Here is a 26,981-nt window from a genome sequence, read left to right on the forward strand (position 1 = left end):
TCACCCCGCTCCGGTGTCCGTGCCACTCGCCGCGGTGCCCGCGGGCTCGGCCGGGCCGGGCTCGACGAAGCTGTAGGGGGGCAGCGGGCCGTTGACCCGCACCTCCAGGTGCGGCAGGTCCTTGCGGGCCTGCTCCACCGCGGCCAGGAAGTTCTCGGCCGAGTCCCGGTCCACCAGGAACGACACGTTGGCCAGCCAGCCGGTGGACTCGGGGCCCACGCTCACCGCCTCGGCCGCGGGCTCCAGGACGCTCCGGAGCGCGGCCGCGTCGTCGGCCTCCTTGGCCTTGACGGCGGCCGCGACCATCTCGCCGAGCCGGATCTTGTCGTCGTAACTGCCGCCGCCGGCCTGCCGGTTGGCCTCCGCGAGGCCGCGGATCTCCGGGCTCTCGGCCATCACCTGGTGCAGGACGGCCTCTTCGACGTGGTTGGCCTTGACGTTGTACTCGACCCGGCCGTCCAGGGCCCGCAGGCGCTCCTTGTAGTGCTCGGCGCGCTCGGCGAGCACCCCGGTGATCGACTTGTCGTCCGGTGCGACGCTGCCGAACCGCATGGGCAGCACGCAGCCGGCCGCGCCCGCCTCGCTGAGCACGTTCTGGTGGGCGAGCAGGTCCTTGCGCTTGGGCCGCAGCCCCTCGGGCGCCTCACTGACGACGGCCGCCAGGTCGCCCTCGCGCAGGATGCGCACCGGGCGGGGCGGGTCGCCGACGCCGCCCATGCCCTCGGGGAGCCCGGGGTGCGAGCTCGCCGCGATGCCGTAGACGTAGGTGCTCACTCCTGCTCCTCCTTCCGGCGGGCCGACGTGCTCTTGCGGGCGCGCGGACGCGACTCGGTCTCACGCTCGGAGCCTTCGCTCCGCGCCTGCTTGAAGGCGTCGGAGATGGTCTCGGCGGCGCCGGACAGCGCCCCCTTGGACTTGCCGCGGGCGCCGGACTCGGTGATCTCCCCGACCAGGTCGGGCAGGCCCGGGTCCTTGCGCGGCCCGGCCTCCAGGTCGAGCCGGTTGCACGCCTCGGCGAAGCGCAGATAGGTGTCGACGCTGGCGACGACGACGCGGACGTCGATCTTGAGGATCTCGATACCGACCAGGGACACTCGAACGAACGCGTCGATCACGAGCCCCCTGTCCAGAACAAGTTCAAGCACGTCGTAGAGACCGCTGCTGCCGCCTCCGCCGCCGGTCTGCTGTGCCGGTACGACAGTCATGCCGGCTGTTCCTCCTCGTGTGTGGGTGTGTTTCCGGTCGGGCGGCCTAGCGGCCGCCGGGCCTGCGCGCGTCGGCCCGCCCGCGCTCGTAGCGCCGGACGCGCCGGTATCCGGTGAGCTGCCCCTGGGGGTCGAGCTCCACCTCGTAGCTCGCCATCAGGCTCATCGTGTCGGGCACGCGCTCGAGTTCGAGGACCTCGACCTCCAGCGACCAGCCCTGCTCCGTCTGCGCGAAGGACGACACGGATTCGGCTTCCATGCCGGTGAGTTCCGCGAGCTGCCCGCGCGCCCGGCGCAGCACCTCCATCGGACTCGGCCGGCGGTCGGCCGTCGGGTCGTCGTTCGACGTGTGCGTCTTCTGGGGATTTTGGGAATCCTGGGGTTTCTGTGAACCCTGTGACTCTTGCGTGTTTTTTGTGTTCGACATGGCCACCTCCCCCTCCGTGTGGCCGCAAGAGTGTTCGCCAAACCTCTACGGGCGCATGCATCTGCCACCCGTCACGACCGGCCCGCGGGTGGTTCAGCCGCGCAGGGCGTTCAGCCGCCGCCGGGCCGGCCCCAGTGCCCGGCCCCGGTTCAGCAGGCCTGACCAGGGGTTGGTGCGGGCCTGCTCGACGGCGTCGGCGATGGTCCAGCGGCGGGCGTTCAGCTCCGGGTCGTCCAGCTGCTCCCGGGTGATGGGGGTGGCCACGGGCGCGCCCGGCCGGGGCCGGACGGTGAAGGGCGCGACGGCGGTCTGGGCGTAGGCGTTGCGCTGGATGTCGAGGTAGAGCCGGTCGCCGCGGTCCTTCTTGCGGGCGGCGGTGGTGAGCCGGTCGGGGTGGGCGTCGGCGAGGGTGTCGGCGACGTCCCGGGCGAAGGCGCGGACCTCGTCGAAGTCGTGCCGGCCGTTCAGCGGGACGATCGCGTGCAGGCCGCGCGATCCGGTGGTCATCAGCGCGGCGGGCAGCACCAGCTCGTCGAGCAGCTCCCCGAGCAGCCGGGCGGCCTCCCGCACGGCCTCGAAGTCGTCACCGGCCGGGTCGAGGTCGAAGACCATCCGGTCGGGGTGATCGGGGCTGTCGGCGCGGGACAGCCAGCGGTGCAGGGTGATGCTCGCCTGGTCGGCCAGGTAGAGGAGGGTGGCGGTGTCGTCGCAGACGGTGTGGCGGACGGTGCCGCCCTCCTTGGCCAGGTCGACGCGCCGGATCCACTCCGGGTAGTGGTCCGGGGTGTTCTTCTGCATGAACCGGGGCCCGTCGACGCCGTCCGGGTGCCGTTCCAGCATCAGGGGCCGGCCACGCAGGTGCGGCAGCATGAAGGGCGCGACGGCCCGGTGGTAGTTCACCAGGTCGCCCTTGGTGTACTCCTTGGCGTCGCCGCCGGGGAAGAGCACCTTGTCCGGCCGGTGCACCTCCACCGTGCGGCGGCCCGCCCGCACCCTGCGCGTGCCGTCGCCGCCGCTCACCGCACGACCGCCTCCTCCACCAGCAGCCGTCCGGCCGCGGCGATGGACTCCGTGTCGATGCCAGCGGCGTGCAGCTGCTCGTCCGGGGACGCCGAGCCGGGCATGGTCCGTACGGCGAGCCGCACCAGGCGCGGCACGGGCCGGCCGTCGGTGAACGCGTCGAGGACCGCGTCGCCGATGCCGCCCTCCGGGTGGTGGTCCTCCACGGTCACCAGGCAGCCGGTCTCCTCGGCGGCCCGGCGCAGGGTGGCGCGGTCGACGGGCTTGACCGAGTACAGGTCGATCACCCGCGCCCGGATGCCCTGCTCCTCCAGCGCGTCGGCGGCGGCCAGCGCCTCGTGCACGGTGACGCCCGCCGCGACGAGGGTCAGCCGGTCCTCACCGGAGGAGCGCAGCACCTTGCTGCCGCCGACCGGGAACTCCTCGTCGGGGCCGTAGATCACCGGGCTCTCGCCGCGCGAGGTGCGCAGGTAGCGGATGCCCTCCAGGCCGGCCATCGTGCCGACGAGCCGCGCGGTCTGGTTGGCGTCGCAGGGGTACAGCACGGTCGAGCCGTGCACCGCCCGCATCATCGCCAGGTCCTCCAGGCCCATCTGGCTGGGCCCGTCCTGCCCGATGGCGACGCCGGCGTGCGAGCCGACGAGGTTGATGCCGGAGCCGCTGATGGACGCCATCCGGATGAAGTCGTGGGCGCGGGTCAGGAAGGCCGCGAAGGTGGCGGCGTACGGCACCCAGCCGCGGGCCGCGAGGCCGACCGCCGAGGCGACCAGCTGCTGCTCGGCGATGTAGCACTCGAAGTAGCGGTCGGGGTGTTCCTTGGCGAAGAACTCGGCGCGGGTGGAGTCGCCGACCTCGCCGTCCAGGGCGACGATGTCACCGCGGCCGGTGCCGAGCGCGGCCAGGGCCTCGCCGAAGGCGTTGCGGGTGGCGACCTCCTCGCCCTTCTCCCAGGTCGGGAGCTCGAAGTCCCCGGTCTGGACGGAGTGCAGCATGCGGGCGGCGGCCGGCTCCCGCACCTGGACGCGGAGGTCGCGGGAGCCGCCGAGTTCGGCGACCGCGTCCTCGGCCTCCGGCAGCGGCTTGCCGTGCAGGCCCTCGCGGTCCTGGACGCCCTCGACGCCCTTGCCCTTGAGGGTGCGGGCGAGGATGGCGGTGGGCTGGCCCTTGGTGGAGGCGGCCTCGCCGTAGGCCCGGTCGACGGCGTCCACGTCGTGGCCGTCGACCTCGATGGTGTGCCAGTCGAAGGCCTGGAAGCGGCGGGCGTAGGCGTCCAGGTCGTGGCCGTGCCGGGTCGGGCCGCGCTGGCCGAGGCGGTTGACGTCGACGATCACGGTGAGGTTGTCCAGGTGCTCGTACCCGGCGTGCTCGGCGGCCTCCCACACGGATCCCTCGGCCAGCTCGCTGTCGCCGCACAGCACCCAGACGCGGTAGCCGGTGCGGTCCAGGCGCTTGCCGGCCAGCGCGATGCCGACGCCGACCGGCAGGCCCTGCCCGAGCGAGCCGGTGGCCGTCTCGACCCATGGCAGGCGCTGCGGGGTGGGGTGCCCTTCGAGGCGGCTGCCCAGCTCGCGGAAGGTGAGCAGTTCCTCGTCGTCGATGGCGCCGGCCGCCTTGTACGCGGCGTACAGCAGTGGCGAGGCGTGCCCCTTGGACAGGACGAAGCGGTCGTTGCCGGGGTGGGCCGGGCGGTCGAAGTCGTAGCGGAAGTGGTGGGCGAGCAGCACCGCCACCAGGTCGGCGGCGGACATCGAGGACGTCGGGTGCCCGGAGCCCGCGGCGGCGGCAGCGCGGACGCTGTCCACGCGCAGCTGCTGTCCGAGGTCGGTGAGTTCACCGGTGTTCATGAGTCTCCCTTCGCGGAGTCGTCACGCGGAGTCGTCCGGGACGTCGGTTCGCTTGACGGGGCCGGGGGCGGCGCCGCTGTCCGGGGGCGGCGGGGTGGGCCCGGGCTGGTTCTTCGCGGGCTCACCACCGGGCTGACTCTTCGCGGGCTCACCACCCGGCTGATTCTTGGCCGGCTCACCACCCGGCTGCCCCTTCGCGGGTTCGCCACCCGGCTGCCGCTCCCCACGCTCGTCACCGGGCCGGTTCCCGGTCGCCCCGTCCTCCGGGCGACCCTTCGCCGTCTCCGACTCGGTGCGGCGCAGGACCGCGGAGCCGGGGCCGGAGCCCGAGCCGGAGCCGGGGCGGTTGCCGGTGGGCCCGTCCTCCGGGCGGCCCTTCGCCGTCTCTGACTCGAAGCGGCGCAGCTGAGCGGGCCCGGATCCGTGCTGCGGACCGGCCGGGCCGGATCCGGGCTGCCCCTTCGCGGGCTCGTCACCGGCCCGGCCTCGCTCGGGACCCGTGCCGGTCCCCCCGCCCTGCGTGTCGGCCTCGATGGCCGCCCCCGGCCCCGACCGGGCGCTCGCCTCCTGCCGCTGCCCGGGCCCGCCCGGCACCCGGGCCAGCTCCGGCGACGACGTGTCCAGCGGCACGGACCAGGACCGCACGAGCCCCAACTGCACGGCCTGGCGCGGCAGTACGGCGTCCAGCAACCAGTCCGCGGCGACCCGGACGCGGTTGCCGGGCATCGCGGCGAGGTGGTAGCCGCGCGTCACCGCACCGGCGGGCACCCCGGACAGGGGCACGCCGAGCGGGTTGGCGGCGGCCTTCGCACCACCCAGGTCCACGACGAAGCCCAGGTCGCGGTGGCGGTAGGGCTTCCGCGTCCCGCCGAGGCCCAGCGAGGCGGCGACGTTCTCGGCCGCGACCTTGCCGTGCCGCCAGGCGTGCTGCGCCGTCATCGGCGTGTAGCTGCCCGGCTTCTCCAGGTCCGGCACCGCGGCCACGTCACCGCAGGCGAACAGCTCGGGCCGCCCCGGCACCTGGAGGTGCGGGTCGACGAGCAGCCGCCCCTTCTCCATCGGCAGCCCGAGGGACTCGACCAGCGGGTCGGGCCGTACGCCCACGCACCACACCAGCGTCCGGGTCTCGACGAACTCGCCGTCGGTCAGCACCACCCCGTCGTGCGTGGCCTCCTTCACGGACGTCCCCATCCGCACGTCCACGCCCCGCTCGCGCAGCACCCGGTCGGCGGTGGCGGACAGTTTCTCGTCCATCTCGGGCAGCACCCGCGGCGCCACGTCCAGCAGCATCCAGCGCGGCCGCATGCCCCGCCTCAGCGGGTGCTTGCGGACCTGCGCGTCGGTGAACATCTGCCCGTGCGCGGCGACCTCGGTGCCGGTGTAGCCGGCGCCGACCACGACGAAGGTGCAGCGCGCGGCGCACGCCTTGGGATCGTCCGCGGCGGCCGCGAGCTCCACCTGCCGGGTCACGTGGTCGCGCAGGTACAGCGCCTCGGGCAGCCCGCGGAAGCCGTGCGCGTGCTCGGCGACGCCCGGGATGGGCAGCAGTTTGTTGACGCTGCCCGCGGCGAGCACCAGCCGGTCGTAGGCGAGCGTGCCGCCCTCGCCCTCGGGACCCGTGTAGTGCAGGGTGCGTTCGTCGAGGTCGATCCGGTCGGCCTCGCCCAGCACCAGCCGTACGTCCGGCAGCGTGTCCGAGAGGGAGACCGTGACCCGGCGCGGCTCCAGCACACCGGCGGCGACCTGGGGCAGCAGGGGCAGATACAGGAAGTAGTCGGTCGGGTTCAGCAGGGTGATGTGGGCCCGGCCCCGGGTCATCCGGGACAGGGCGCGGGCCGTGCGGTATCCGGCGAAACCGGCACCGACGATCACGATGCGGGGTCGACTCACGGTTGACTCGCCTCCGGCGCTGTTCGCGTACCTCGGGAGCCTTCCGCGTCCCCCTGGCCAGGGCACCCAAACGTCCGCCCGCCCCGGCGCCACCGGTTTCCCGCCGCCCGCCCGGGTACCCGGTGCGGGATACGGACCGCCGACGTCGCGGAGGCACTCCCCCATGCCCGAGTACGGATACTTCCTCTCGTGCGAGCAGTACGGACCCGCCGAGCTGATCGAGCAGGCGCGGATGGCCGAACAGGCCGGTTTCCAGGCGCTGTGGATCTCGGACCACTACCACCCGTGGAACGACGCGCAGGGCCAGAGCCCGTTCGTGTGGTCGGTGATCGGCGCGCTGTCCGAGGCGGTGTCCCTGCCGGTCGAGACGGCGGTGACGTGCCCGACGGTGCGGATGCACCCGGCGGTGGTGGCGCAGGCCGCGGCGACCAGCGCGGTGATGACGGAGAACCGCTTCCGGCTCGGCGTCGGCTCAGGCGAGGCGCTCAACGAGCACATCCTGGGTGACCACTGGCCACCGGCCCACGTCCGTCTGGACATGCTGGAGGAGGCCATCCAGGTGATGCGCCGGCTGTTCACCGGCGAGGAGGTCAACCACCACGGCCCGCACTACACGGTGGAGAACGCCCGCCTGTACACGGTCCCGGACGAGCCGATCCCGATCGACATCTCCGGCTTCGGTCCGGCGGCCACGCAGCTCGCGTCCCGCGTCGGCGACGGCTACATCACCATCCAGCCGGACGAGACGATGGTCGAGCAGTACCGCAAGGGCGGGGGCGGCGGAAAGCTCGTCAGCGGCGGCACCAAGGTCTGCTACGGCACCGACAAGGACGAGGCCGTGAAGACCGTCCACCGGCTCTGGGCGAACGAGCAGCTGCCGGGCGAGCTGGGCCAGGTGCTGCCCTCGCCGAAGCACTTCGAGCAGGCGCAGCAGCTGGTCACCGAGGACATGGTGCGTGAGAACCGGGTGTGCGGCGACGACGTGGACGAGCACGTGGCGGAGCTGAAGCAGTTCGCCGACGCGGGCTTCGACCGGGTCTACGTCAACCAGATCGGCCCGGACCTGCGCGGCTTCTTCGACTTCTACCGCACGAAGGTGCTGCCCCAGCTCCAGCAGGCCGTCTGACGGAACGGGAGGCGCCATGCGACTCCACCGGCCGGTCGTCTCCGTGTACACGGTGCCGACCGACGCTCCCGAGGCGGACGGCACGCTGCACTGGGACTCCACGACCGTGGTGGTCTGCGAGGTGGCGGCGGGCGCCGCGACGGGCACGGGCTGGACGTACGGCCCGGCGGCCGTCGGTGACTTCCTCACCGGGCGGCTCGCCCCGCTCGTGGAGGGCATGAGCGCCCTGGACATCCCGGCCGTGCACGAGGCGATGTGCCACTCGGTGCGCAACGCGGGCCGCCCGGGCATCGCCGCCTGCGCGATCTCGGCGCTGGACATCGGCCTGTGGGACCTCAAGGCCCGGCTGCTGGAACTCCCCCTGTCCCGGCTGCTGGGCGTGTGCCAGGAACAGGTGCCGGTGTACGGCAGCGGGGGCTTCACCACGTACCACGACACGCATCTGGCCGCACAGCTCAACGGCTGGGTGCACGGGCAGCACATCCCGCGCGTGAAAATCAAGATCGGCCAGGGGTGGGGCCGCGAGGTGGCCCGGGATCTGCACCGGGTCCGGGCCGCGCGCCATGTCATCGGCGACGACGCCGAGTTGTACGTCGACGCCAACGGCGCCTACACCCGCAAGCAGGCGGTGCGGGTCGGCCGGGTCCTCGCCGAGCACGGCGTGGGCTGGTTCGAGGAGCCGGTCTCCTCCGACGACCTGACGGGCCTCAGGCTGGTCCGGGACGCGGTGGTGTGCGACGTGACGGCCGGGGAGTACGGCTTCGACCTGCCGTACTTCGCCCGGATGATCGCGGCCGGGGCGGTCGACTGCCTCCAGGTCGACGCCACCCGCTGCGGCGGTCTCACCGAGTTCCTGCGCGCGGCCGCCCTGGCCCAGGCTCACGGCCTGGAGGTGTCCGCGCACTGCGCCCCGCACGCCCACGCGGCGGCGTGCGCCGCCATCCCCAACCTCCGCCACGTCGAGTGGTTCCACGACCACGTCCGCATCGAGGACATGTTCTTCGACGGCGCCCTGGACCCCACCGGCGGCACGGTCCGTCCCACCCGGGGGGTGGGCCACGGACTCACCCTGCGCACGCAGGAGGTGGAGGAATATCGCGTCGCCTAGCCGCACCGGTGTCGCCTAGAGTCACCGGCATGTCTCTGCGTCTGCGTCTGCGTGCCGCCCTGCCGGAAGCCATACGGGCCCGGGACAAGGCGGCGGTGAGCGCCCTGCGCGGGACGCTGTCCGCGCTGGACAACGCCGAGGCGGTACCCCTGGACGAGACCGCGCCCCGTGCGGCGGCCCTGGAGGACTCGCCGGTGGGGGCCGGCGCCACCGAGGCGGCGCGGCGCGAACTCGGCGAGCGTGACGTGGTGGACATCGTGCGCGCCGAGGCCGCCGAACGGCTGGAAGCGGCGGCGCGCCTGACCGCGCCCGCCCATGCCGCCCGTTCCGAACGCCTCCGCGCGGAGGCGGCCGTACTGCTCCGGTTCCTCGACGACGCCGAGGCGGACGCCCTCTAGGACGCCCCGCCGCCGAGGCGGACACCCCCCGGGCCCCTAGCGGCGGACCAGTTTGCGTGCCGCGAGGGCCGCTCCGGCTCCCACCGTGAGGGCCGCGCCCATCCAGCCCCGGTTGCGTGACGCCCACTGCTGCGGGCTGTCGTCCGTGGCCTCGTCGTCGAAGCGCCCGTGCGCCCCGAAGTCCTGCCCATGGGGTCCGTCCGCCGGGGCCCACAGGTTGGCGGGGCCGTCGGGCCGGCCCTCGTCCTGCTGCGCGTCGAAGTTCGTCCGCGCCAAGTAGCGGTCCAGCAGCCCGGGGGCGATCGCGTTGGCGAGGAGCGTGGCGGCCGTGGAGCCGCCGACCCAGTACTCCCGGCGCCGCGCGTGCGTGGACGCGTGCACGATCGCCCGGGCCGCGACCTCCGGCTGGTACACGGGGGCGACGGGCCGGGCCCGCCCCGGCATCCGGTTCAGCACCCAGTCGAACTGCGGGGTGTTGAGGCCGGGCAGCTGCACCATCGTCGTCCGCACGCCGCTGCGGGCGTGCAGCAGCTCGCAGCGCAGCGACTCGTTGAACCCCTGGATGGCGTGCTTGGCGCCGCAGTACGCCGACTGCAGCGGAATGCCCCGGTAGGCGAGCGCGGAGCCGACCTGCACGATCGTGCCGCGGTCGTGCGGCAGCATGTGGCGCAGCGCGGCCCGGGTGCCGAACACATAGCCGAGGTACGTCACCTCGGTCACGCGGCGGAACTCGTCCGGGGCGACCGCCGTGAACGGCGCGAACACCCCCGTGAAGGCGTTGTTGACCCAGACGTCGATGCGGCCGTACGCGTCGACGACCTGCTGGGCGGCGTCCTCGACGGCCTCGGCGTCGGAGACGTCGACGGCGATGACGTGCGCCTCGCCACCGGAGCGGCGCACGTCGTCCGCCGCGGCGGCGAGTCCCTCACGCCCGCGGGCGAGCAGGGCGACCGTGTCGCCCCGGGCGGCGAAGGCCCGGGCCGTGGCCCGCCCGACGCCGCCGCTGGCCCCGGTCACCACGACCACCCGGCCGTGCCCGTGCGCAGTCCTGGTCGTGCCCACCCGGCATCACGCCCTGTGGTGGGGTACGTCCGGGTCGTCCGTGGGCCGCGGGGGCACGGTGCCCGGCGCGGTCCCCGCCGGCGGGGCCGGCGGCACGGGCGGGTACGGCATGCCGCCGGCAGCCGCCTGGTCCGCTCCCCCACGGCCCGGGAGCCGCGTACCCGCCGCGTGCTCGCCGCCCGGGCGGGACGGCCGGGCCATGCCGCGCAGCACGAACGCCGCCACGGCCAGGATCACGGCGGTGATCAGCGCCGCGGCCCAGTCGGGCAGGCCGAGGGCGAGGGCCAGGCCCACGGCGAGCGCGAGGGCCGCGCCCGCGTACAGGGCGAGGGCACCGGACGCGGCATACAGCGCGGCCTTGCGGCGCTGCCTGCGGGTCTGCTCGCGCAGTTCGTCCCGTACGGTCTCGCGCGCCACCTGTGCCAGCTCGTCGACCAGGTGCTTGTCCAGATGCTCCAGGTGATCCAACGGCTTCATACCCGGCCGGGTACCCTCGCCCCCCGCCGGGTAACGCCGGTGCGGTGTGCCCGGCGCGGGGGGAGATCGTGTGGAGTGATCTCCCGGCCCGGCCGACGCAACTAGGCTCGTCCGCATGGAGATTCTGGGTGCCACACTGCGCGTCTGCGTCGACGACCTCGAGACCGCGATCCCCTTCTACGAGCGGCTGGCGGGCGGCCCGGCCCAGCGCTTCGAACGGGGCGGTGTCCAGGTGGCGGCGATCGGCTGCTTCCTGCTGATGAGCGGTCCCCCGACCGAGCTGGAGTTGCTGCGCAAGGTCGCCGCGACGATCGCGGTGACGGACGTCGAGGAGACCCACAAGGTCCTCACCGAGCTGGGCGCCCACATCATCGCGGGCCCCATCGCGTCACCGGCGGGCCGCAACCTGATCGCGCTGCACCCGGACGGGTCGGTCTACGAGTACGTGGACCGCCGCCCGTGAGCCCGGCCGGGGCCGGCCTCAGCGCCGCCCCGGCACCCTGACCGACTCGGCGGTGATCGCCCAGCGCTCGTGGTCGCGCCAGGCCCCGTCGACGAAGAGCATCTTCGGCGAGAAGCCCTCCAGGCGGAACCCGCAGCCGCGGGCGAGGGCGATCGACGCGGCGTTCAGGGGCTGGACGTTGATCTCCAGCCGGTGCAGCCGCATGGGGCCGAACGCGTACCGCACGACGAGGTCCAGCCCTTCGCGCATCAGCCCGCGCCCGGCGGCGTGCGCGAAGGCGCCGTAGCCCAGGGCCCCGGACTGGAAGCCGCCCTCGACGATGTTGTTGATGTTGATGAACCCGGCGATGGCCCCGTCGGCCTTCTCGCAGACGAGGAAGCCGGCCTTGGAGGGGTCCTCGATCAGCCGGCCCGCGTAGGCGGTGTAGGCCTGTGCGGTGTGGGGCGGGAAGAGCCACGGGTGGTGCAGGTCCTTGCTCTCCCGGGCGCGGGCGGTGAACTCGGCACCGTCCTCGTAGGTGAAGTGGCGTATGCCCACCCGGGGGCCTTCGGCGAGGTAGCGGGATGCGTTGTGCGGCACCCCGCCACAGTAACCGCGCCGACGGTGTGTCCTCAGGACCCACGAAGCGCAGCCGGTGCCCCTCCGCGTACCGGTGCACGATGCCGGGCAGGGTGACGGTGAAGCTCTTGGTCACGTCGGGGACGCGGACCGGCGCGACCAGGCGGCGCACCAGCGTGCGGGTGCCGTCGGGGGCGACGTCGTAGAGCTTGGCGAAGAGGACGAGCTTGTCGGCGGCGTCGCCGGGGTTCTGGGTGCGTTCGGCCTTCGGGGAGACGACCTTGAGGGTGGCCCGGGGTGCGCCCACGACGTCGAGGGGCCGTTCCAGCGGTGCGCTGGTCCAGTCGAGGTAGGTGCCCTTGGTGTCGCGCGGCGGCGAGTCCGGCATACCGAGGAGGCCGGCCAGCGAGTTCTCCGAGTGGCTCGTGGGGATCGGCCAGTTGGCGTAGCCGCGGCTGCCGCGGGCCACCTTGTCGCGGTGCTCGGCTGCGCGTCAATCACCGAAACGAGGGTTTCTTGACAGGCTTTCAGCAGCGGCCACGGTCAGGCCAGGGCCGGTTCGTCGAGCGTCAACGTGCCTGTTCCCGCGTCCAGTTCGGCCCCGACTCCGAGGGGCATCGTCAGCGCGCCCTCGCCGTGCCCGAACCCGAACTCCTCCACGACCGGGACACCGAGTCCGCCGAGCCGGTCGACGAGGACCGCGCGCACCTCCTCGTACGGTCCGCATCCCGCCCACGACCCGAGCGCGATGCCGGCGACCCCGTCCAGCCAGCCGCCGCGCAGGAGTTGGGTCAGGCAGCGGTCCAGCCGGTACGGGCTCTCGCCGACGTCCTCCATCAGCAGCAGCCCGCCGCGGGCACCGGCGTGGGCGTGCGGGGTGCCGAGGTCGCTCGCGAGCAGGCTCAGGCAGCCGCCCAGGGTGACGCCCCGGGCCCGGCCGGGCACCAGTGCCGCGCCGCCGGGGGGTGCCGGGGCGATGGTCCGCACGGACTCCGGCTCGAAGAGGGTGGCCCGCAGGTGCTCCTGGGCGCGGGCGTTCTTGAGGAAGTCGACACCGGCGGCCGCGGGCCCGTACAGGGTGACCAGGCCGAGGCGGGTGGCGAACGCCTGGTGCAGGACGGTGATGTCGCTGAACCCGGCGAACACCTTCGGGCCCGCCGCCCGCATCGCCGCCCAGTCGAGCAGGTCGACCGTGCGCTGCGCCCCGTACCCGCCCCGGGCGCACAGCACCGCGGCGACGGACGGATCGCACCAGGCGTCCTGCAGATCGGCGGCCCGCTGCGCGTCCGTGCCGGCCAGATAGTCCAACCTGCCGTGCCGGCCGAGCACATGGGGTGCCGGCACGGGGTCGAGGTCCCAGCCGCGCAGGATGTCGAGCCCGGCCTGCAGCCGCTCCTCGGGCACGGGCCCGCTGGGGGCGACGACGGCCACACGGGCGCCGGGGGCGAGCCGGGGCGGCCGGACGAGCGGGTTCATCCGGTGTGCTCCGAGGTGGGCGTTCCGAGCGGGTTCACTTGGTGAGCTCCAGGGTCGGGATGCCGAGCGGGTTCAGGCGGAACACCTGGGCGTACAGGGAGAGTTCGGCCTCCAGGGCGCGCACCATGGTCTCCGCCCTGCGGAAGCCGTGGCCCTCCCCCTCGAAGGCGAGGTAGGCGTGCGGCACCGCGCGGCCTTCGAGACGGGCCAGGAACCGCTCGCACTGGACAGGCGGGCAGATCACGTCGTCCAAGCCCTGGAGCAGCAGGAACGGCACGCGGAGGCGGTCGGCGTGGGTGGCGGGCGAGCGCTCCGCGTACCGCGCGGGCACCTCGGCGAGCGGCCCGATCAGGCTCTCCAGGTACTGGGACTCGAAGTCGTGGGTCTCCCCCGTGCCCCAGCCGGTGAGGTCGAGGATGGGGTACTTGATGGTGCCGCAGGCGTAGACGTCGGTCGTGGTGAGCGAGGCCGCCGCGGTCCAGCCGCCCGCGCTGCCGCCGCGCACGGCGAGCCGGTGGGGGTCGGCGGTGCCCTCGTCGGCGAGGGCCTGGGCGACGGCGGCGCAGTCCTCGACGTCGACCACGCCCCACTGCTCGCGCAGCCGGTCGCGGTACGCGCGGCCGTATCCGGTGGAGCCGCCGTAGTCCACCTTGGCGACGCCGATGCCGCGCGAGGTGAAGTAGGCGATCTCCAGGTCCAGCACGAGCCCCGCGCGGCCGGTGGGCCCGCCGTGCGCCCAGATGACGTACGGCGGCAGCTCGTCGCCGGGGGCGACGCAGGCGGGGTGGTGCGGCGGGTAGATGTGGGCGTGGATGTCGCGGCCGTCCGGGCCGGTGAAGGTGCGGATCTGCGGCTCGGGGTAGTACGCGGGGTCCACGGCGTCGTCGTGCTCGGCGCCGATGACGCGGGCGTGGCCGGTGCGCGTGTCCAGCTCCACGACCTCGTGGGCGCTGCGCGGGCTGGCCCCGACGGCGACGACCCGTTCGCCGTGGGCCGCGAGGGTGGGGGCGAACTCGGTCCAGGGCCCGGCCGCGTCGACGACCTCGCTCGTCTCGGGGTCCAGGACGCCGAGGGCGGTGGCGCCCCGGCCGTGCACGACCGCGATCAGCCCGCTCTCCAGCGGCGCGAACCAGCGCGAACCGAGCTTCCACAGCGCGTCGGCGAACTCCTCCTCGCGGAGGCACAGCGGCTCCCCGTCGAGATAGAGGTTCCACCAGCCGGTGCGGTCGCTCGCGTGCAGCAGGCGGCCGTCGTGGGTCCAGTCGGCCTGCGGGATGGACTCCCCGGGGCCGCCGGCGACGGTCCGGGGGTCGTGCAGGGTGCCGTCGGAGCCGACGTCGGCGAGGACCAGTTCGGTGCCGTCCCACGGCATGCGGGGATGGTCCCAGGCGAGCCAGGCCGCCTTCCGCCCGTCGGGCGAGAGCCTCGGCCCGGTCACGAACCGGTGCCGGTCGTCGGTGAGTTCGCGTACGGCGCCCCGGTCCTGGGCGGCGGAGCCGTCCAGCGGTACGGCGGCCAGGACACGGCGCACGTCGGCGGGCCCGTCACCGGTGAACTCCTCCAGCACACACCACACCTCGCCCCGCTCCGGCCGGAGCAGCGGCTCCGCCCAGCGCAGGCCGGCGCCCACCGGGGACACGGGCGTGAGCGGACGCGGCTCGCCGCCCGGGTCGCAGCGGTAGAGGCGCTGGTCAGCGAAGTTCACGAAGACCAGCAGCGGCCCGTCCTCGCCGGCCAGGGCGGCCCACGGGTGTCCGCCGTACTCGATGACGCGGCTGCGCACGTTCCACGGCGCGGGCAGCACCGCCTCCTCCCGGCCGTCGGCGTGCCGCCGCACCAGGGTGCGCCGGCCGCCCTCGCCGGGGCGCGGCTCGGTCCACCACACCTCGTCGCCGACGAAGCCCACGTACTCCGGGTGCCCGTCGTGCGCGGCGGCCAGGGCCGCGTCGATCGGCGAGGGCCAGGCCCCGTACGCCAGCGTCCGCACCGTCTCCCCCACTCGTTCAGGCGGTCCGCAGGAACCGGTCGAGCACCTGGACCCCGAAGTGCAGCGCCTCGACGGGGACCCGCTCGTCGACCCCGTGGTACAGGGCGCCGTAGTCGTAGCCCTCCGGCAGCCTCAGCGGTGTGAAGCCGTAGCCGGTGATGCCGAGGCGGGAGAACTGCTTGGCGTCCGTGCCGCCGGACATGCAGTACGGCACGACCTGGCCCTCCGGCGCGAACTCCTCGACGGCGGCCCGCATCCGGGCGAACGTCGGCGAGTCCACCGGCGCCTGGAGGGCGACCTCGCGGTGGTGGAACTCCCACTCCACGTCCGGCCCGGTGAGCCGGTCGAGGGTGCCGCGGAACTCGTCCTCGGCGCCGGGCAGATACCGGCCGTCGACGTACGCCACGGCCTCCCCGGGAATGACGTTGATCTTGTAACCGGCGTCCAGCATGGTCGGGTTGGCGCTGTTGCGGAGGGTCGCCTCGACGAGGTGCGCGGCCGGGCCGAGCTTGTCCAGCAGTGCGTCCACGTCGGTCAGGTCGGTCTCGATGCCGTACACGGCCGCGAGTTCGGTGAGGGCGGCGCGTACGGTCGGGGTCAGTCGCAGCGGCCACTCGTGCGCCCCGATCCGCGCGATCGCCCCCGCGAGGCGCGTCACCGCGTTGTCCCGGTTCACCTTGGAACCGTGCCCGGCGCGTCCCCGCGCGGTGAGCTTCAGCCAGGCGGTGCCGCGTTCGCCGGCCGCGATCGGGTAGATCTGCCGCCCGGCCCCGTCGTGGAACGTGAAGCCGCCCGACTCGCTGACGCCCTCGGTGCAGCCCTCGAACAGCGCGGCATGCTCGTCGGCGAGGAATCCGGAACCGTCCTCGGCGCTGGCCTCCTCGTCCGCGGTGAACGCGACGACCACGTCCCGCCGGGGCCGCACGCCCCGGCGGGCCCAGGAGCGCACCACGGCCAGGATCATCGCGTCCATGTCCTTCATGTCGACGGCGCCGCGCCCCCAGACGGTCCCGTCGCGGACCTCCCCGGAGAACGGGTGCACGCTCCAGTCGGCGGCCTCGGCGGGCACGACGTCGAGGTGGCCGTGGAGCAGCAGCGCCCCGGCTCCGGGGTCGGTGCCCTCGACGCGGGCGACGACGTTGGTGCGGCCCCGGGTGCGTTCCAGGAGCGTCGGCTCGATCCCGGCCTCGGCGAGCCGCGCGGCGGCGTACTCGGCGGCCGGCCGCTCCCGGCAGTCGCCGCCGCCCCGGTTGGTGGTGTCGATCCGGATGAGGTCGGACGTGAACGTCACGACCTCGTCCAGCGCCCGCTCGTCCACCCGCTCAGCCATACTGCTCCTCCACCGCGGCCGAGACGATCGTCGTGACCGCCTTGAAGGCGCGGATGCCGTCGTACATGGTCCCGCTCGTGCAAGCCACCTTCCGCTCCGCGATCCGGTCCACACCCGGCACGAGGGTGGCGGCCATCGCGAGGTGCTCCGCGTCGAACTCGACGGCGACGGTGAACGGCCCGCCGACGACCGGTTCGTGACGCACCGCCAGGGCCGCGGCCTCCTTGGCGGCCGCCCGGATGTCGGCGGCGGTGCGCGCGGGCGTGCGGCACACGGCCGCGTACCGGGACACGTGGTCCTTGACGGCGACCTTCAGCGCCTCGGGCGCGTACCCGAGCGCGTCCTCGCAGGCCACGTCGTCCCCGGTGACCAGGACGACCGGCACCCCGAACTCGGCGGCGACGTGCGCGTTGAGCAGGCCCTCGCTGGCCCGGACGTCGTTCAGCCACACCCCGGTGATGGAGTTGGCCAGGTAGGTGTGCGCGAGGACGCCCTCCATGCCGGCGCCCGCGTGGTAGCCGACGAACGCGACGCCGTCGACGTCGCCGTACTGCACGCCCTCCACCATGGACAGCGCCTTGTGCCGCCCGGTGAGCATCTGGGCCCGTTCGTCCAACTGCTCCAGCAGCAGATTGCGCATGGTCGCGTGCGCCTCATTGATGAGCACCTCGTCGGCGCCGCCGTCCAGGAAGCCGAGCACGGCGGCGTTGACGTCGGAGGTGAACAGCGCGCGGCAGCGCTCCCACTGGGACGCGCCGGGCATCACGTCGTCCGGCCAGGTGACGCCGGTGGCGCCCTCCATGTCGGCGCTGATGAGGATTCTCATGACGAGCCGTCCCGGGTGCAGATCTTCATGGTTCGTCACGTTACGCGCTGCGGGCGGAACCGGCTACGAGGTGGTCACCACCGTATCGGCAGGTCGGTGATGAACGCGGTGAGCCGGTCGGCGAGGAGCCGGTGGTCGCGGGCCGAGTAGTGCCAGTGGCAGCCGGTGTGGTCCAGGCCGGTGGCGTCGAGGGACCAGTGGCGGACCCGGTGGTCGCCGGCGGCGGTACGGTCCCGGACGACCTGCTCGACGTGTCCGGCGAACGGGCCGGTGCCGACGGCCAGGAGGGTGGTGCGGGGGCCGTAGCGTGTCCGCAGCTTCTCCAGGAAGCCGCTGTAGGCGCCGCGGTAGGCGGCGGCGAGGGACTCGTCCGTCCACGGCTCGCCCGGACCGACCGGCGTCGAGAAGTCGTTCGTGCCGAGATACACCACGACGAGCTGCGGTCGCCAGGTGCCCGGGTTCTGCCAGACGTCGCCCGGCACGTTCAGCAGCGCGCGGTCGTAGAAGGTGCGGTAGTTCACCTCCGGGGAGCCTCCGCCGTAGTTGCGCACCATGCCCAGGCCGGAGTAGGCGTTGAGCTGGTAGTCGGCCTTCAGCCGCCGGGCGGTGAGGGCGCCGTAGCTCACGTCCGCGTTGGTCGTGCGCCTGAGCTGCTCGCCGTCGCAGTCGCGGGAGTCCGAGAGGTTGCCGTAGCCCGCGGTGAGGGAGTCGCCGACGAACTCGATCTGGCGGGCGCGCGCGGCCGGCCTGCTCAGCACGGCGCCGCCCGGCGCGGCGACGAACCCGCCGAACGCGCTGGTGGACCAGGGCGTGTCGTTGCGCTTGACGAGCCGGACGGTGTGCACGCCGTCGCGCAGTCCCGTGACCCAGTGGGTGGTCCTGCCCGGCGTGACGAGGGTCGCGACGGTGGTTCCGTCGACCTGGACGTCGTAGTCGGCGGCCGGGTCGTCGAGCACGATTCCGACGCCGGTCCCCCGGACCCGGCCCTCGAAGTACACGCCGGGCCAGCTGTACTTCAGGACGTCCCCGGCGTCCTGCACCCGTCCGGCGGTGTGGACGCTCGTCCGCACTCCGTCCCGGTCCGGCGCGGCGGTGGCGACGGCCGGTGTGCCGAGCAGCAGCAGCGACGCCGCCGACGCGACCAGCGTCCGGACCCAGGGCAACGGCATGACGGTCCTCCGGACGGTGCGGCGGGTGCACGGACAGGACGGGGCATCAGTGACCGTACACCGACAAAAACCATGGTCACCAGGGTCAGTTCCGGAGCCGGTCGAAGCGGAAGGGCAGCAGCGCCGCGGGCCGCCGCCCGGTGCGGACGTACTCGGCGAGCCGGTGCCCGGTGACCGGGCCCAGGGTGACGCCGAGCATGCCGTGGCCGGTGGCCGCGAAGGCGTTGTCGTGCCCCGGGACGCGGTCGATCACCGGGAGTCCGTCGGGCAGGAACGGCCGTCCGCCCACCCAAGGGTCGCGGATCAGGCCGACCAGGTCGTCCGGGTCGTCGAACCAGCGGCCCAGGTAGTGCCGGCTGGCGAGGGCGACCGCGACGATGCGACGCCAGTCGAGACGGTTGTTGTTGCCGCTGAGTTCCATCGTGCCGCCGATCCGCGTCGTGCCGCCGATCGGTGAGGCGACGGCCCGGCGCTCGCCGAAGTACAGGGTGTGCCGGGGCGCCGGGTCCAGGTCCACGGAGAAGCTGTACCCCTTGCCCGCCTGGAGCGGCAGACGGTGCCCCAGGAGGTGGAGCAGGGCCGGGGAGCGCATGCCGGCGGCGACGACGACCGCCGCACAGGGCAGTTCGCTGTCGGCGGTGCGCAGGGCGGTGACCCGGCCGCCGGTGGTGCGGAACCCGGTGGTCTCGGCGTTCTCGTGGATCTTCACCCCGGCGGCGGTCAGTGCCTCGCCGAGGGCCCGTGCGAACGCCTCCGGGTCGACCACGCCCTCCCCCTCCACGAGGTAGGCCGCGCGGACGGCCGGTGACAACGCCGCGTCCAGCCGGTGGGCCTCGGCGCCCGTGACGATGTCGTCGGGCACCGGGTAGTGCCCGTCCGCCATCTCCCGCTGGACGGCGAGGTGGTGGCGCGCCTCGGCCGGTGACAGGAAGGCGTGCACCATGCCGGGGCGGGTCAGGGTGGTGTCCACGCCCGCCTCGCGCAACCCGTCGAACAGGGCGAAGGTGTCCCGGTTCAGCGCGGCGATCGCCGCGTAGCCGCGCCGGAAGGCGGCCGGTGTGCTGCTGCGCCAGAACCGCCACAGCCACCGGACGAACGCCGGGTCCGGCAGTGGCCGCAGATACAGCGGGGAATCGGGGCGGCCCAGCGAGCGCAGCGCGTAGCGCACCACGCCCGGGGCGGGCACCGGCGTCGAATGGCTGAGGCAGACCCAGCCGGCGTTGCCCCGGGACACCCCCGAGCCCAGCCGGCCCCGCTCGACCACCTCCACCGGCAGCCCGGCGGCGGCCAGGTAGTACGCCGTGCACAGCCCGACGACACCGCCGCCCACGACGACGACCGGGCCCGTCGCCCGGGAGGGGGCGCTCATGACGCGGTCCCGTAGGACGCGAGGAACTCCCTCGTCCGGGCCTCGGCCGGCGTGTCCAGGACGTCCGCGGGACGGCCCTCCTCGACGATCCGGCCGCCGTCGACGAAGACGACGTGGTCGGACACCTCGCGGGCGAACGGCAGTTCGTGCGTGACCAGCAGCATCGTCATCCCGTCGGCGGCCAGTTCACGCATCACGCTCAGCACCTCCCGCGTGGCCTCCGGATCCAGGGAGGAGGTGGGCTCGTCGAAGAGCAGCACCTCGGGCGTCAGGGCGAGGGCGCGGGCGATGGCGACGCGCTGCTGCTCACCGCCGGAGAGCTGCTCGGGCTGGGCCAGGGCGCGGTGGGCCACGCCGACCCGGCGCAGCAGCGCCACGGCCCGTTCCAGCGCCCGCTCCTCCGGCACGCCCGCCTTGCGCTGGGCGAGCACGACGTTCTCCACGGCGGTGAGGTGGGGGAAGAGATGGAACCGCTGGAAGACCATGCCGACCGTGCGGCGCAGCCGGGGCAGGTCGCGGCAGACCGTGCGCCCGCCCTGGTGCACGACCTCCCCGGCGACCTCGACGGTGCCCCGGTCGGGGCGCTCCAGCAGGTTGACGCAGCGCATCAGCGTGGTCTTCCCGCCGCCGCTCTGCCCGATGACGCTGACGATGCTGCCCCGGGGGACCTCCAGGTTCACCCGGTCGAGCACGAGCCGGCCGTCGAAGGACTTGCACAGCCCCTCGATCCGTACGACGGCCTCGCGGGAGGCGGGGGCGGCGGGCGGTGTCGCGGCCACTGACTCGGTCATGCGGAGGCCTCCTTCCCGGGGACGCGGGCGGCCGGTTCGGCGGCCAGCAGGGCACGGGCCGCCCGCAGCCGCCGCCGGCGCCGGGGCGACAGCGGCACTCCCGACCGGACCTTGCGCTCCAGGAGCAGCAGCAGCTGGGACAGCGGGTAGCAGAGGGCGAAGTAGATCGCCGCGATGACGAGGTAGACCTCCAGGGCCCGGAAGGTGGCGGAGGTGATGAGCCGCCCCTCCGACATCAGCTCGGCGGCGGAGACGGTGACCAGCAGCGAGGTCGACTTGAGCAGGTCGACGAGCATGGTGTTGGTGCCGGGCAGCGCGAGCCGGAGGGCCTGCGGCAGCACGACGTGGCCGAAGATGCCGGCCCTGCCGATCCCCAGCGCCTCACCGGCCTCGGTCTGCCCGGCGTGCACCCCGCTGATCGCGGAGCGGAAGATCTCGGACAGGTAGGCGGCGTAGAAGACGACCAGGCTGAGGCAGCCGGCGGTGAACACGTCGAGCCGGATCCCCGCCGAGGCGAGGCCGAAGTAGGTCAGGAAGATGATGGCGAGCAGCGGGACGTTCTTGAACACCTCGGTGTAGACGGCGGCGAGGGCGCGCGCCGGCCAGGCTCTGCTGAGCCTGAGCAGCGCCACCGCCAGGCCGAGGAGGACCGCGCCGGCGAAGCTGACGACCGTGTAGGAGACGGTGCGGCCGAGCGCGTCGATGAGATCGGGCCGGTAGTCGGACCAGGGAACCTCGAAGAGACCGGACATGGCGGCTGCTTTCACTGGGCGAGGGACGGGGGCGTCCAGTCCTGGGGCCGGTCCACGCCCCGGCGGGCGGGGGCGACGTCGGCGGCGGGCACGAGGAACTGTTCCGGGTCGCCGCCGTACTTCCGGACGAGCTTCTCCAGCTCGCCGTTGTCGTACATGGCGTCGATCTGCTCGGAGATCGCCCGTTCCAGCTTCGTGGCCTTCTTGGGCAGGTAGAAGCCGGTCTGGTACGGCTGGAAGTAGGCGTAGGCGGGCTTGGCCTCGACCTGTGCGGCGGTCGGCGGCGTCAGGTACTGGGTGGCGATCTTCAGGTCCGGGCGCTCCTGCTGCGCCGCGATGATGATCAGCGGGTCGAGGAAGCCGACGTCGACCCGGCCCGCGCCCAGGTCGTCGAAGACGCCGTTGGCGTCGGGGTAGGCGTGCAGCTTCGCACCGGGCACGGCCTGGATGGACTTGACCCAGACATAGCCCTCGACGGTCCCGAGGTTCCGCCCCTCCAGGTCGCCGACGGTCTTGTACGTCCTGCCGCCGCGGACGGCCATCGCCGGTGGCGAGTAGTAGGGCGGATCGGTGAAGAGGCCCTGCTTCTGGCGTTCCGCGGTCCAGGCGACGCCGCCGATGGTGATGTCGACCCGCCGGGACTGCACCCCGGCGAGCATGCCGGCGAAGTCGGTGACCTCGGGCTCGATCTTCAGGCCCAGCTTCCCGGCGGCGTGGGCGAGGATGTCGCCGTCGAGTCCGACGATTCTGCCGCCCTGGACGCTGGTGTAGGGCGCGTAGGGCTGGACGGCCACCTTGAGGACGCCGGGGGTGAGTGTGCCGAGCGCGGCGGTCCGCGCCGACACGTTCTTCGGGGCGTCGTCCCCGCCCGAGCCGCAGGCGGCGACGGTGGACATCAGGAACATCGCGGACAGGGCGAGAGCGAGCGAGCGCACACGGATCATCGGCTCGGGCCTTCCGTCTCGGTGCTGGAGGAACCCGCCGATTCACCGGGACACCGTGCCCCCGGCGGGGAAGTGATGGGCCCATACGCTAGGCAGGCGCCAGTTCCCCGTCACCGTTCACTCCGTACGAACTTGTGGCTGGAAACGGCCCCTGCCCTGTACGGTGCGTCCAACCCGGACCGCCTGTTCGACGGGAGGAGCGCCGTGCTGAGCCCGTCACTCGCGCAGGAGATCGCCGGGGACACCTCCGCGGTCATCGGCTTCAACGTGCTGATCACCGACGCGGAGGGCATGGTCATCGGCAGCGGCGACAGCAGCCGCGTCGGCACCTTCCACGAGGCGTCCGTCGAGGTCGTCCGCACCAAGGAGCCCGCCACGCACAACGCCTCCCAGGCCCAGTTGCTGCGCGGGGTGCGGCCCGGTATCACCCTGCCCCTGGTGACGGACGGGCAGGCGGTCGGGACCGTCGGGATCACCGGCACCCCCGCCCAGGTGGGCCGCTTCGGCCTGCTGGTGAAGCGGCAGACGGAGATCCTGATCCGGGAGTCCGTGATGCTGCGCTCCCGGCTGCTCGCCGAGCGCGCGGCCGAGAAGCTGCTCACCGACATCGCCGCCTACGACCCGCTGGTCGTGGAGGGCGACTTCCTGCTCTTCCGGGCCGCCGAACTCGGCTTCGACCTGCGGCTGCGCCGGGTCGCGGTGGTGTTCGAGGTGACCGTGCCCGACCCGGGGGCCCGCCGCGGCGCCCGGGCCCGGGACATGGCGCTGGTCCGCTCCGAGCTGCTGCGGACGGTCCGGGACGTGTTCGCCGACCCGCAGGACATCGTCGCCGGTACGGCACCGGGCTGGATCGGCGTCCTGCACCGGCTCCCGGCCCGCAGCCCCGCGGACTCCCCGGCCGCCCGCTGCCGCCGGGTCGCGGACGTCATCGCCGCCCAGGACGGCCTCGCCGCCCGCGCCGGGATCGGCGAGCCGGCCACCTCCGTCGGGGGTCTGCACGACTCCTACCAGGACGCCTGCGACGCGCTGCGCCTGGGCGCCCGGGTCGGCGGCGGCTCCACCGTGCACTCCATCGGCGACCTGAGGGTCCACCAACTCCTCGCGGCGGTCGGCCAGTCCGCCCGTACGCGGCTGCTCGACCTGACGGCCGCCCCGCTGCGCGACCAGCCGGACTGGCCGGCGCTCCGCGACACGATCACCGCCTGGTGCGAGAGCGGCTTCAACCTCGTCAAGGCGTCCGCGGCCCTGCACATCCACCGCAACACCGTCGTCTACCGCATGAACAAGATCGAGCGGCTCACCGGCCGTCCGCTGCGCGAGCACCGGACGGCCATGGCCCTGTACCTGGCCTGTCTGGCCGACCGGCTGGGCGGCGGCCCGGACCGCTGACCGGCCGCGTCAGCCCGTGCGCCCCGCCACCAGCCACCGGGAGGGCAGCTCGACGCGGGTGCCGTCGGGGCGGTACTCCGTGGTGCTCAGGGGGAGTTCGCCGCTCGCGAGGACGGTCAGCCCCGCCGCGCGCAGGTACTCGGGGACGGCGTCGTCCGGCACCTCGCCCGGCGCGATGCCGTGCCGGAACACGGGCGCGAGCTTGGGCGGCGGACCGGACGGGCCGCTCGCCAGGCCCATCAGCACCGGCTTGGCGGCCCCCGAGAGCTCCACGAGGAAGGCGCGGCCGCGGTCGCCGACCAGGGTGGCGATGCCGTCCACGAGCGCCTGCCGGTCGTCCGGCTCGCACTGGTGCAGGACGCCCCGCAGATAGACGTTGGTGTCGCCGAGTTCCGCGTGCAGGGCCTGGGTCTCGCTCTTCTCGGCGGCGTCCAGCTGCCGGTACGTCGCCTGCCCCGCCGGGTCGGCCCGCCGGGCGTGGTCGAGGGCCGCGGCGGACAGGTCGGCGCCCAGCACCCGCGGGAAGCGGTCGGCGAGGTAACGGGTCTGGGTGCCGTTGCCGCAGCCGAGGTCCACCAGCGGCAGCGCGGGATCGGCCAGGTGCGGCTCGAACAGGGCGAGGTGCGGTCCGACGGTCAGGGCCGGCTCCGCGTCCCAGAACACCGCCCCCGGTTCGCCGGACGCCTCACGCCAGAACCCCTCCCAGGACTCCCGGTACCGACTCGTCACGCTCATGTCCGACTCCCCAGGGTGCGAACGATTCCCGCCATGAGTGACGGGCGAGTACGGTGTACCGCGCCCCGGTGGCGTCCACAAGGACGCGGCGCGTTCCTTCACCTCGCGTTCGACGCGGTGGTGCTCAGCGGCGCGGCAGGGTCAGTTCGAACCACACCGTCTTGCCGGCCTTGGTCCGGCTGGTCCCCCACTCGCGGGACAGGGTGCTGACCACGCGCAGGCCGCGTCCGGCGTCGTCGAGCGGGCCCGCGTCGAGCAGCGTCGGCAGTTCGTGGTCGTCGTCGTCCACCTCGCACAGCAGGGTGTCGCCGCGGACCAGACGCAGTGCGACGGGGCGGGCGTGGGAGTGCCGCACGGCGTTGGTGACGAGTTCGCCGACCATCAGCTCGGCGGAGGGGGCCAGCTTCGCCAGGCCCCAGTCGTGCAGTTGCTCGCGGACCGCGGCGCGGGCCCGGCCCACCTCGGCCGGGTCGAGGGCCAGCCGCCACTCGGCCACGTCGTCCGGCTCGATGCCGTTGAGGCGGGCCATCAGCAGGGCGACGTCGTCCTTGCGGCCGCCGCGCGTGTTGAGGGAGCGGATGATCGTGTCGCAGGCGTCGTCCATGGAGGCGGCCGGGTGGGCGGCGGACTCGCAGAGCGTCGCCAGGCCGACACCGATGTCCTCACCCCGCACCTCGACCAGTCCGTCGGTGCACATCACCAGCCGGTCGCCGGGCTCGACGCGCACCCGGACCGCCTCGAAGGGCACGCCGCCGACGCCGATGGGCGCGCCCGTGGGCAGGTCGAGCAGTTCGCTGCGGCCGTCGTCGGCGCGGACCAGGACGGGCGGGATGTGCCCGGCGTTGGCGAGGTGGAGTTCGCTCGCGATCGGGTCGTAGACGGCGTAGAGGCAGGTCGCGAGGTAGGTGTCGCCGAGGCGCTGGGCGAGGTCGTCGAGGTTGCGCAGCAGTTGGGCGGGCGGCAGGTCGAGCCCGGCCATGGTCTGCACGGCCGTGCGCAGCTGACCCATCATGGCGGCCGAGTTCAGGCCGTGGCCCATGACGTCGCCGACGACGAGCGCCGTGCGCCCGCCGTGCAGCTTCACCGCGTCGAACCAGTCGCCGCCGACCCGCCCGAGCAGCGTGCCCGGCAGGTAGCGGGTGGCGATGTCGCAGCCCGCCATGCGGGGCGGGATGTGCGGCAGCATGCTGTCCTGGAGCGTCTCGGCGACGTTCTCCTGGAACGTGTACATGCGCGCGTTGTCGAGCACGAGTCCCGCGCGGGCGGCGAGTTCGGCGCCGGTGACGCGGTCCATGTCGTTGAAGACGGGCCGCTCCGGGTGCCGCAGCAGGATCATGAACCCGAGGACGACGTTGCGGGCCTTCAGCGGTACGACCAGCATGGAGCGGCCCGTGATGAGCGGCCGGATGTCCCGCTTCTCGAACTGCGCGGCGATGGCGTGCCCCATCTCCTCGCTGATGCGGGGCACGAGGACGGGCTCGCCGCTGGTCATGCACTGGAAGAACGGCGTGTGCGCCGGGAACGGCATGGCCTCGCCGACGGGGACGACATCGTCCCAGCGGCCGGGTTCGTCGGTGTGCTCGACGGCGACCCGGTGCCACATGGTCGTCGTGTCGGGCACGCCCTCGGGGAAGCCCTCGCCCGCGACGACCTGCTCGCGCAGGTAGGTGCCGGCGACATCGGTGAAGCGGGGCACGACGGCCCTGCTGACCTCGATGATCGTGCGGGACAGGTCGAGGGAGGTGCCGATGCGTCCGCTGACCTCGTTGAGGAACTCCAGGCGCTCGCGGACGGCGGCGTACTCCAGGTCCTCGCCCTCGTCGTGCGGTTCCTCGGGGACGGGCTCCCCGGCGGCCAGGGCCCGTGCGGCCCGCTCGCGGCGCGCCCTGCGCTCGGCGCGGCGGGCCACGCCCCAGTCGGGGGTGACGGGCACCCGGTCGTTCTGGCTGAACTCCAGGATCGGGTAGCCGAGTTCGAGGACCTGGGCGACGATGCGGGCGCTCTCGCCGACGCTCATGCTGGGGAGGATCTCGGGGAGCCGGCGGGCGAGGTCCTCCGCGCCGGGGAAGTCGGTGTGCAGGGCGAAGCCGGGTGCGATCCGCTCGAACTCCCCGTCCCCCGCGCGCAGTCCGGCCGCGTCGGCGGCGAGCACGAGCAGCCGCTCGGGCCCGGGCCCGACCAGGGGGTAGGCCCACCACAGGACGTCGACCCGCTCGGGTCCGGGTGCGGTGAGCCGGGCGCGGCCCGCGGCCGGGTAGGAGAGCCCCTGGTCGAGGGAGGCTTCGAGGTCGGGTCCGGGGCCGTCGCCGGCGGTGTGGGGGGCGGTGTCGTGCTCTTCGGGCAGGGCGCCGGAGACGGGGAGCAGGTCGAGGGCCGCGCGGCCGATCGCCTCTTCCTTGGTGACGCCGAACAGGCGGCGTGCGCCCCGGCTCCAGTGGGACACGAGTCCCTCGCGGTCGACGACGACCACGGCCAGGGGGACCCGGCCGGGCTCGGTGCGTTCCGCCCCCGTGCCGTGCCCAGCCCCCGGGCTGGGGGTGGTGTCCGTCTCGGTGCCACGGTCCATGGCCCAGGCCCTCTCTCCCCACGGATCCGCAAGATCTGTGCCGGCGTCACCACCGTACGGCTCCCGCCG

General features: G+C 73.8%; 25 protein-coding genes and 1 pseudogene. 5 read left to right on the top strand and 21 right to left on the bottom strand.

Annotated elements, in window-relative coordinates:
* From ACSUPV_RS06700 to ACSUPV_RS06725, 6 genes are all read right to left on the bottom strand, one after another.
* Window positions 1-774, bottom strand: a complete 774-nt coding sequence (locus ACSUPV_RS06700; RefSeq protein ID WP_037759685.1) for a GvpL/GvpF family gas vesicle protein — start codon at window positions 772-774, stop codon at window positions 1-3.
* A complete protein-coding gene (locus ACSUPV_RS06705; protein ID WP_031118216.1) occupies window positions 771-1,205 on the bottom strand; it encodes a gas vesicle structural protein GvpA in 435 nt (144 codons plus the stop codon). The genes ACSUPV_RS06700 and ACSUPV_RS06705 overlap by 4 nt, the downstream gene beginning before the upstream one ends.
* A 46-nt stretch (window positions 1,206-1,251) precedes the next feature.
* The gene (locus ACSUPV_RS06710; RefSeq protein WP_436947108.1) at window positions 1,252-1,632 is read right to left on the bottom strand and encodes a gas vesicle protein; all 381 of its coding nucleotides are present in this window, start codon (window positions 1,630-1,632) and stop codon (window positions 1,252-1,254) included.
* Window positions 1,633-1,725: 93 nt separating this feature from the next.
* Window positions 1,726-2,652 carry a non-homologous end-joining DNA ligase gene (gene ligD / locus ACSUPV_RS06715; RefSeq protein ID WP_436947109.1) on the bottom strand — a complete coding sequence of 309 codons (927 nt, stop codon included), beginning with the start codon at window positions 2,650-2,652 and terminating at the stop codon, window positions 1,726-1,728.
* On the bottom strand, window positions 2,649-4,496 hold the full coding sequence (locus tag ACSUPV_RS06720) for a transketolase (RefSeq protein WP_037759691.1): 1,848 nt from the start codon (window positions 4,494-4,496) through the stop codon (window positions 2,649-2,651). Before ACSUPV_RS06720 ends, ligD begins: the two co-directional genes overlap by 4 nt.
* Before the next feature lie 21 nt (window positions 4,497-4,517).
* Window positions 4,518-6,386 carry an FAD-dependent oxidoreductase gene (locus tag ACSUPV_RS06725; protein ID WP_436947110.1) on the bottom strand — a complete coding sequence of 623 codons (1,869 nt, stop codon included), beginning with the start codon at window positions 6,384-6,386 and terminating at the stop codon, window positions 4,518-4,520.
* A 163-nt stretch (window positions 6,387-6,549) separates the two neighbouring features.
* Between ACSUPV_RS06725 and ACSUPV_RS06730 the strand changes: the two genes are divergently transcribed.
* The 3 genes from ACSUPV_RS06730 (at window position 6,550) to ACSUPV_RS06740 (ending at window position 9,018) form a co-directional block, all read left to right on the top strand.
* Window positions 6,550-7,512, top strand: a complete 963-nt coding sequence (locus ACSUPV_RS06730; RefSeq protein WP_359794869.1) for an LLM class F420-dependent oxidoreductase — start codon at window positions 6,550-6,552, stop codon at window positions 7,510-7,512.
* A gap of 16 nt (window positions 7,513-7,528) precedes the next feature.
* Window positions 7,529-8,620 (top strand): enolase C-terminal domain-like protein, encoded by a 1,092-nt coding sequence (locus ACSUPV_RS06735; protein WP_037759696.1) that lies wholly within the window; start codon window positions 7,529-7,531, stop codon window positions 8,618-8,620.
* A 71-nt stretch (window positions 8,621-8,691) separates the two neighbouring features.
* The gene (locus ACSUPV_RS06740; protein ID WP_359794880.1) at window positions 8,692-9,018 is read left to right on the top strand and encodes a hypothetical protein; all 327 of its coding nucleotides are present in this window, start codon (window positions 8,692-8,694) and stop codon (window positions 9,016-9,018) included.
* Window positions 9,019-9,054: 36 nt separating this feature from the next.
* On the opposite strand, the gene ACSUPV_RS06745 is transcribed toward ACSUPV_RS06740, so the two are convergent.
* Entirely contained in the window at window positions 9,055-10,080 is a 1,026-nt protein-coding gene (locus ACSUPV_RS06745; protein ID WP_436947111.1) for an SDR family oxidoreductase, read from the bottom strand.
* Between the two features lie 6 nt (window positions 10,081-10,086).
* On the bottom strand, window positions 10,087-10,557 hold the full coding sequence (locus ACSUPV_RS06750; RefSeq protein WP_359789174.1) for a phage holin family protein: 471 nt from the start codon (window positions 10,555-10,557) through the stop codon (window positions 10,087-10,089).
* Window positions 10,558-10,672: 115 nt separating this feature from the next.
* Here ACSUPV_RS06750 and ACSUPV_RS06755 point away from each other — a divergent pair, with 115 nt between their 5' ends.
* Window positions 10,673-11,020: a VOC family protein gene (locus ACSUPV_RS06755; RefSeq protein WP_031118227.1), complete on the top strand. Its 348-nt coding sequence runs from the start codon at window positions 10,673-10,675 to the stop codon at window positions 11,018-11,020.
* 18 nt (window positions 11,021-11,038) lie between these two features.
* Here ACSUPV_RS06755 and ACSUPV_RS06760 read toward each other — a convergent pair whose 3' ends face one another.
* The 11 genes and pseudogenes from ACSUPV_RS06760 to ACSUPV_RS06810 form a co-directional block, all read right to left on the bottom strand.
* Window positions 11,039-11,599 (bottom strand): GNAT family N-acetyltransferase, encoded by a 561-nt coding sequence (locus ACSUPV_RS06760; RefSeq protein WP_031118228.1) that lies wholly within the window; start codon window positions 11,597-11,599, stop codon window positions 11,039-11,041.
* Between the two features lie 40 nt (window positions 11,600-11,639).
* Window positions 11,640-12,056: pseudogene (locus ACSUPV_RS06765) on the bottom strand (CocE/NonD family hydrolase C-terminal non-catalytic domain-containing protein); the annotation flags it as partial.
* 65 nt (window positions 12,057-12,121) lie between these two features.
* On the bottom strand, window positions 12,122-13,054 hold the full coding sequence (locus tag ACSUPV_RS06770; protein ID WP_436947112.1) for a S66 peptidase family protein: 933 nt from the start codon (window positions 13,052-13,054) through the stop codon (window positions 12,122-12,124).
* Between the two features lie 34 nt (window positions 13,055-13,088).
* The gene (locus tag ACSUPV_RS06775) at window positions 13,089-15,053 is read right to left on the bottom strand and encodes a prolyl oligopeptidase family serine peptidase (protein WP_359789181.1); all 1,965 of its coding nucleotides are present in this window, start codon (window positions 15,051-15,053) and stop codon (window positions 13,089-13,091) included.
* A gap of 4 nt (window positions 15,054-15,057) precedes the next feature.
* Window positions 15,058-16,371 (bottom strand): M20/M25/M40 family metallo-hydrolase, encoded by a 1,314-nt coding sequence (locus tag ACSUPV_RS06780; RefSeq protein WP_037759706.1) that lies wholly within the window; start codon window positions 16,369-16,371, stop codon window positions 15,058-15,060.
* Window positions 16,364-17,197 (bottom strand): M55 family metallopeptidase, encoded by an 834-nt coding sequence (locus tag ACSUPV_RS06785; protein ID WP_037759708.1) that lies wholly within the window; start codon window positions 17,195-17,197, stop codon window positions 16,364-16,366. Before ACSUPV_RS06785 ends, ACSUPV_RS06780 begins: the two co-directional genes overlap by 8 nt.
* Before the next feature lie 74 nt (window positions 17,198-17,271).
* Window positions 17,272-18,366: an SGNH/GDSL hydrolase family protein gene (locus ACSUPV_RS06790; RefSeq protein ID WP_037759710.1), complete on the bottom strand. Its 1,095-nt coding sequence runs from the start codon at window positions 18,364-18,366 to the stop codon at window positions 17,272-17,274.
* Between the two features lie 85 nt (window positions 18,367-18,451).
* A complete protein-coding gene (locus ACSUPV_RS06795; RefSeq protein ID WP_359789187.1) occupies window positions 18,452-19,735 on the bottom strand; it encodes an NAD(P)/FAD-dependent oxidoreductase in 1,284 nt (427 codons plus the stop codon).
* Window positions 19,732-20,526 (bottom strand): amino acid ABC transporter ATP-binding protein, encoded by a 795-nt coding sequence (locus ACSUPV_RS06800; protein WP_359789190.1) that lies wholly within the window; start codon window positions 20,524-20,526, stop codon window positions 19,732-19,734. Before ACSUPV_RS06800 ends, ACSUPV_RS06795 begins: the two co-directional genes overlap by 4 nt.
* The gene (locus tag ACSUPV_RS06805) at window positions 20,523-21,278 is read right to left on the bottom strand and encodes an amino acid ABC transporter permease (RefSeq protein WP_359789193.1); all 756 of its coding nucleotides are present in this window, start codon (window positions 21,276-21,278) and stop codon (window positions 20,523-20,525) included. The genes ACSUPV_RS06800 and ACSUPV_RS06805 overlap by 4 nt, the downstream gene beginning before the upstream one ends.
* A gap of 11 nt (window positions 21,279-21,289) precedes the next feature.
* A complete protein-coding gene (locus tag ACSUPV_RS06810; RefSeq protein WP_436947113.1) occupies window positions 21,290-22,222 on the bottom strand; it encodes a substrate-binding periplasmic protein in 933 nt (310 codons plus the stop codon).
* Window positions 22,223-22,426: 204 nt separating this feature from the next.
* Here ACSUPV_RS06810 and ACSUPV_RS06815 point away from each other — a divergent pair, with 204 nt between their 5' ends.
* Window positions 22,427-23,611: a CdaR family transcriptional regulator gene (locus ACSUPV_RS06815; RefSeq protein ID WP_382615047.1), complete on the top strand. Its 1,185-nt coding sequence runs from the start codon at window positions 22,427-22,429 to the stop codon at window positions 23,609-23,611.
* A 9-nt stretch (window positions 23,612-23,620) separates the two neighbouring features.
* Here the strand turns inward: ACSUPV_RS06815 and ACSUPV_RS06820 are convergent, their stop codons facing one another.
* Window positions 23,621-24,346 (bottom strand): class I SAM-dependent methyltransferase, encoded by a 726-nt coding sequence (locus ACSUPV_RS06820; protein ID WP_031118243.1) that lies wholly within the window; start codon window positions 24,344-24,346, stop codon window positions 23,621-23,623.
* Window positions 24,347-24,470: 124 nt separating this feature from the next.
* Window positions 24,471-26,912, bottom strand: coding sequence for an ATP-binding SpoIIE family protein phosphatase (locus ACSUPV_RS06825; protein ID WP_359789201.1), 2,442 nt, complete (start codon window positions 26,910-26,912; stop codon window positions 24,471-24,473).
* Window positions 26,913-26,981: the final 69 nt, after the last annotated feature.

It is taken from the genome of Streptomyces sp. SudanB52_2052, assembly GCF_964272415.1.
Classification (GTDB): Bacteria; Actinomycetota; Actinomycetes; order Streptomycetales; family Streptomycetaceae; genus Streptomyces; species Streptomyces olindensis.

Bases quoted from the DNA above. Each gene is read 5' to 3' on its own strand.
- ACSUPV_RS06705 (WP_031118216.1), bottom strand. From the start codon at position 1,205: ATGACTGTCGTACCGGCACAGCAGACCGGCGGCGGAGGCGGCAGCAGC.
- ACSUPV_RS06710 (WP_436947108.1), bottom strand. From the start codon at position 1,632: ATGTCGAACACAAAAAACACGCAAGAGTCACAGGGTTCACAGAAACCC.
- ACSUPV_RS06720 (WP_037759691.1), bottom strand. From the start codon at position 4,496: ATGAACACCGGTGAACTCACCGACCTCGGACAGCAGCTGCGCGTGGAC.
- ACSUPV_RS06730 (WP_359794869.1), top strand. From the start codon at position 6,550: ATGCCCGAGTACGGATACTTCCTCTCGTGCGAGCAGTACGGACCCGCC.
- ACSUPV_RS06735 (WP_037759696.1), top strand. From the start codon at position 7,529: ATGCGACTCCACCGGCCGGTCGTCTCCGTGTACACGGTGCCGACCGAC.
- ACSUPV_RS06750 (WP_359789174.1), bottom strand. From the start codon at position 10,557: ATGAAGCCGTTGGATCACCTGGAGCATCTGGACAAGCACCTGGTCGAC.
- ACSUPV_RS06755 (WP_031118227.1), top strand. From the start codon at position 10,673: ATGGAGATTCTGGGTGCCACACTGCGCGTCTGCGTCGACGACCTCGAG.
- ACSUPV_RS06770 (WP_436947112.1), bottom strand. From the start codon at position 13,054: ATGAACCCGCTCGTCCGGCCGCCCCGGCTCGCCCCCGGCGCCCGTGTG.
- ACSUPV_RS06780 (WP_037759706.1), bottom strand. From the start codon at position 16,371: ATGGCTGAGCGGGTGGACGAGCGGGCGCTGGACGAGGTCGTGACGTTC.
- ACSUPV_RS06785 (WP_037759708.1), bottom strand. From the start codon at position 17,197: ATGAGAATCCTCATCAGCGCCGACATGGAGGGCGCCACCGGCGTCACC.
- ACSUPV_RS06790 (WP_037759710.1), bottom strand. From the start codon at position 18,366: ATGCCGTTGCCCTGGGTCCGGACGCTGGTCGCGTCGGCGGCGTCGCTG.
- ACSUPV_RS06795 (WP_359789187.1), bottom strand. From the start codon at position 19,735: ATGAGCGCCCCCTCCCGGGCGACGGGCCCGGTCGTCGTCGTGGGCGGC.
- ACSUPV_RS06800 (WP_359789190.1), bottom strand. From the start codon at position 20,526: ATGACCGAGTCAGTGGCCGCGACACCGCCCGCCGCCCCCGCCTCCCGC.
- ACSUPV_RS06805 (WP_359789193.1), bottom strand. From the start codon at position 21,278: ATGTCCGGTCTCTTCGAGGTTCCCTGGTCCGACTACCGGCCCGATCTC.
- ACSUPV_RS06810 (WP_436947113.1), bottom strand. From the start codon at position 22,222: ATGATCCGTGTGCGCTCGCTCGCTCTCGCCCTGTCCGCGATGTTCCTG.
- ACSUPV_RS06820 (WP_031118243.1), bottom strand. From the start codon at position 24,346: ATGAGCGTGACGAGTCGGTACCGGGAGTCCTGGGAGGGGTTCTGGCGT.
- ACSUPV_RS06825 (WP_359789201.1), bottom strand. From the start codon at position 26,912: ATGGACCGTGGCACCGAGACGGACACCACCCCCAGCCCGGGGGCTGGG.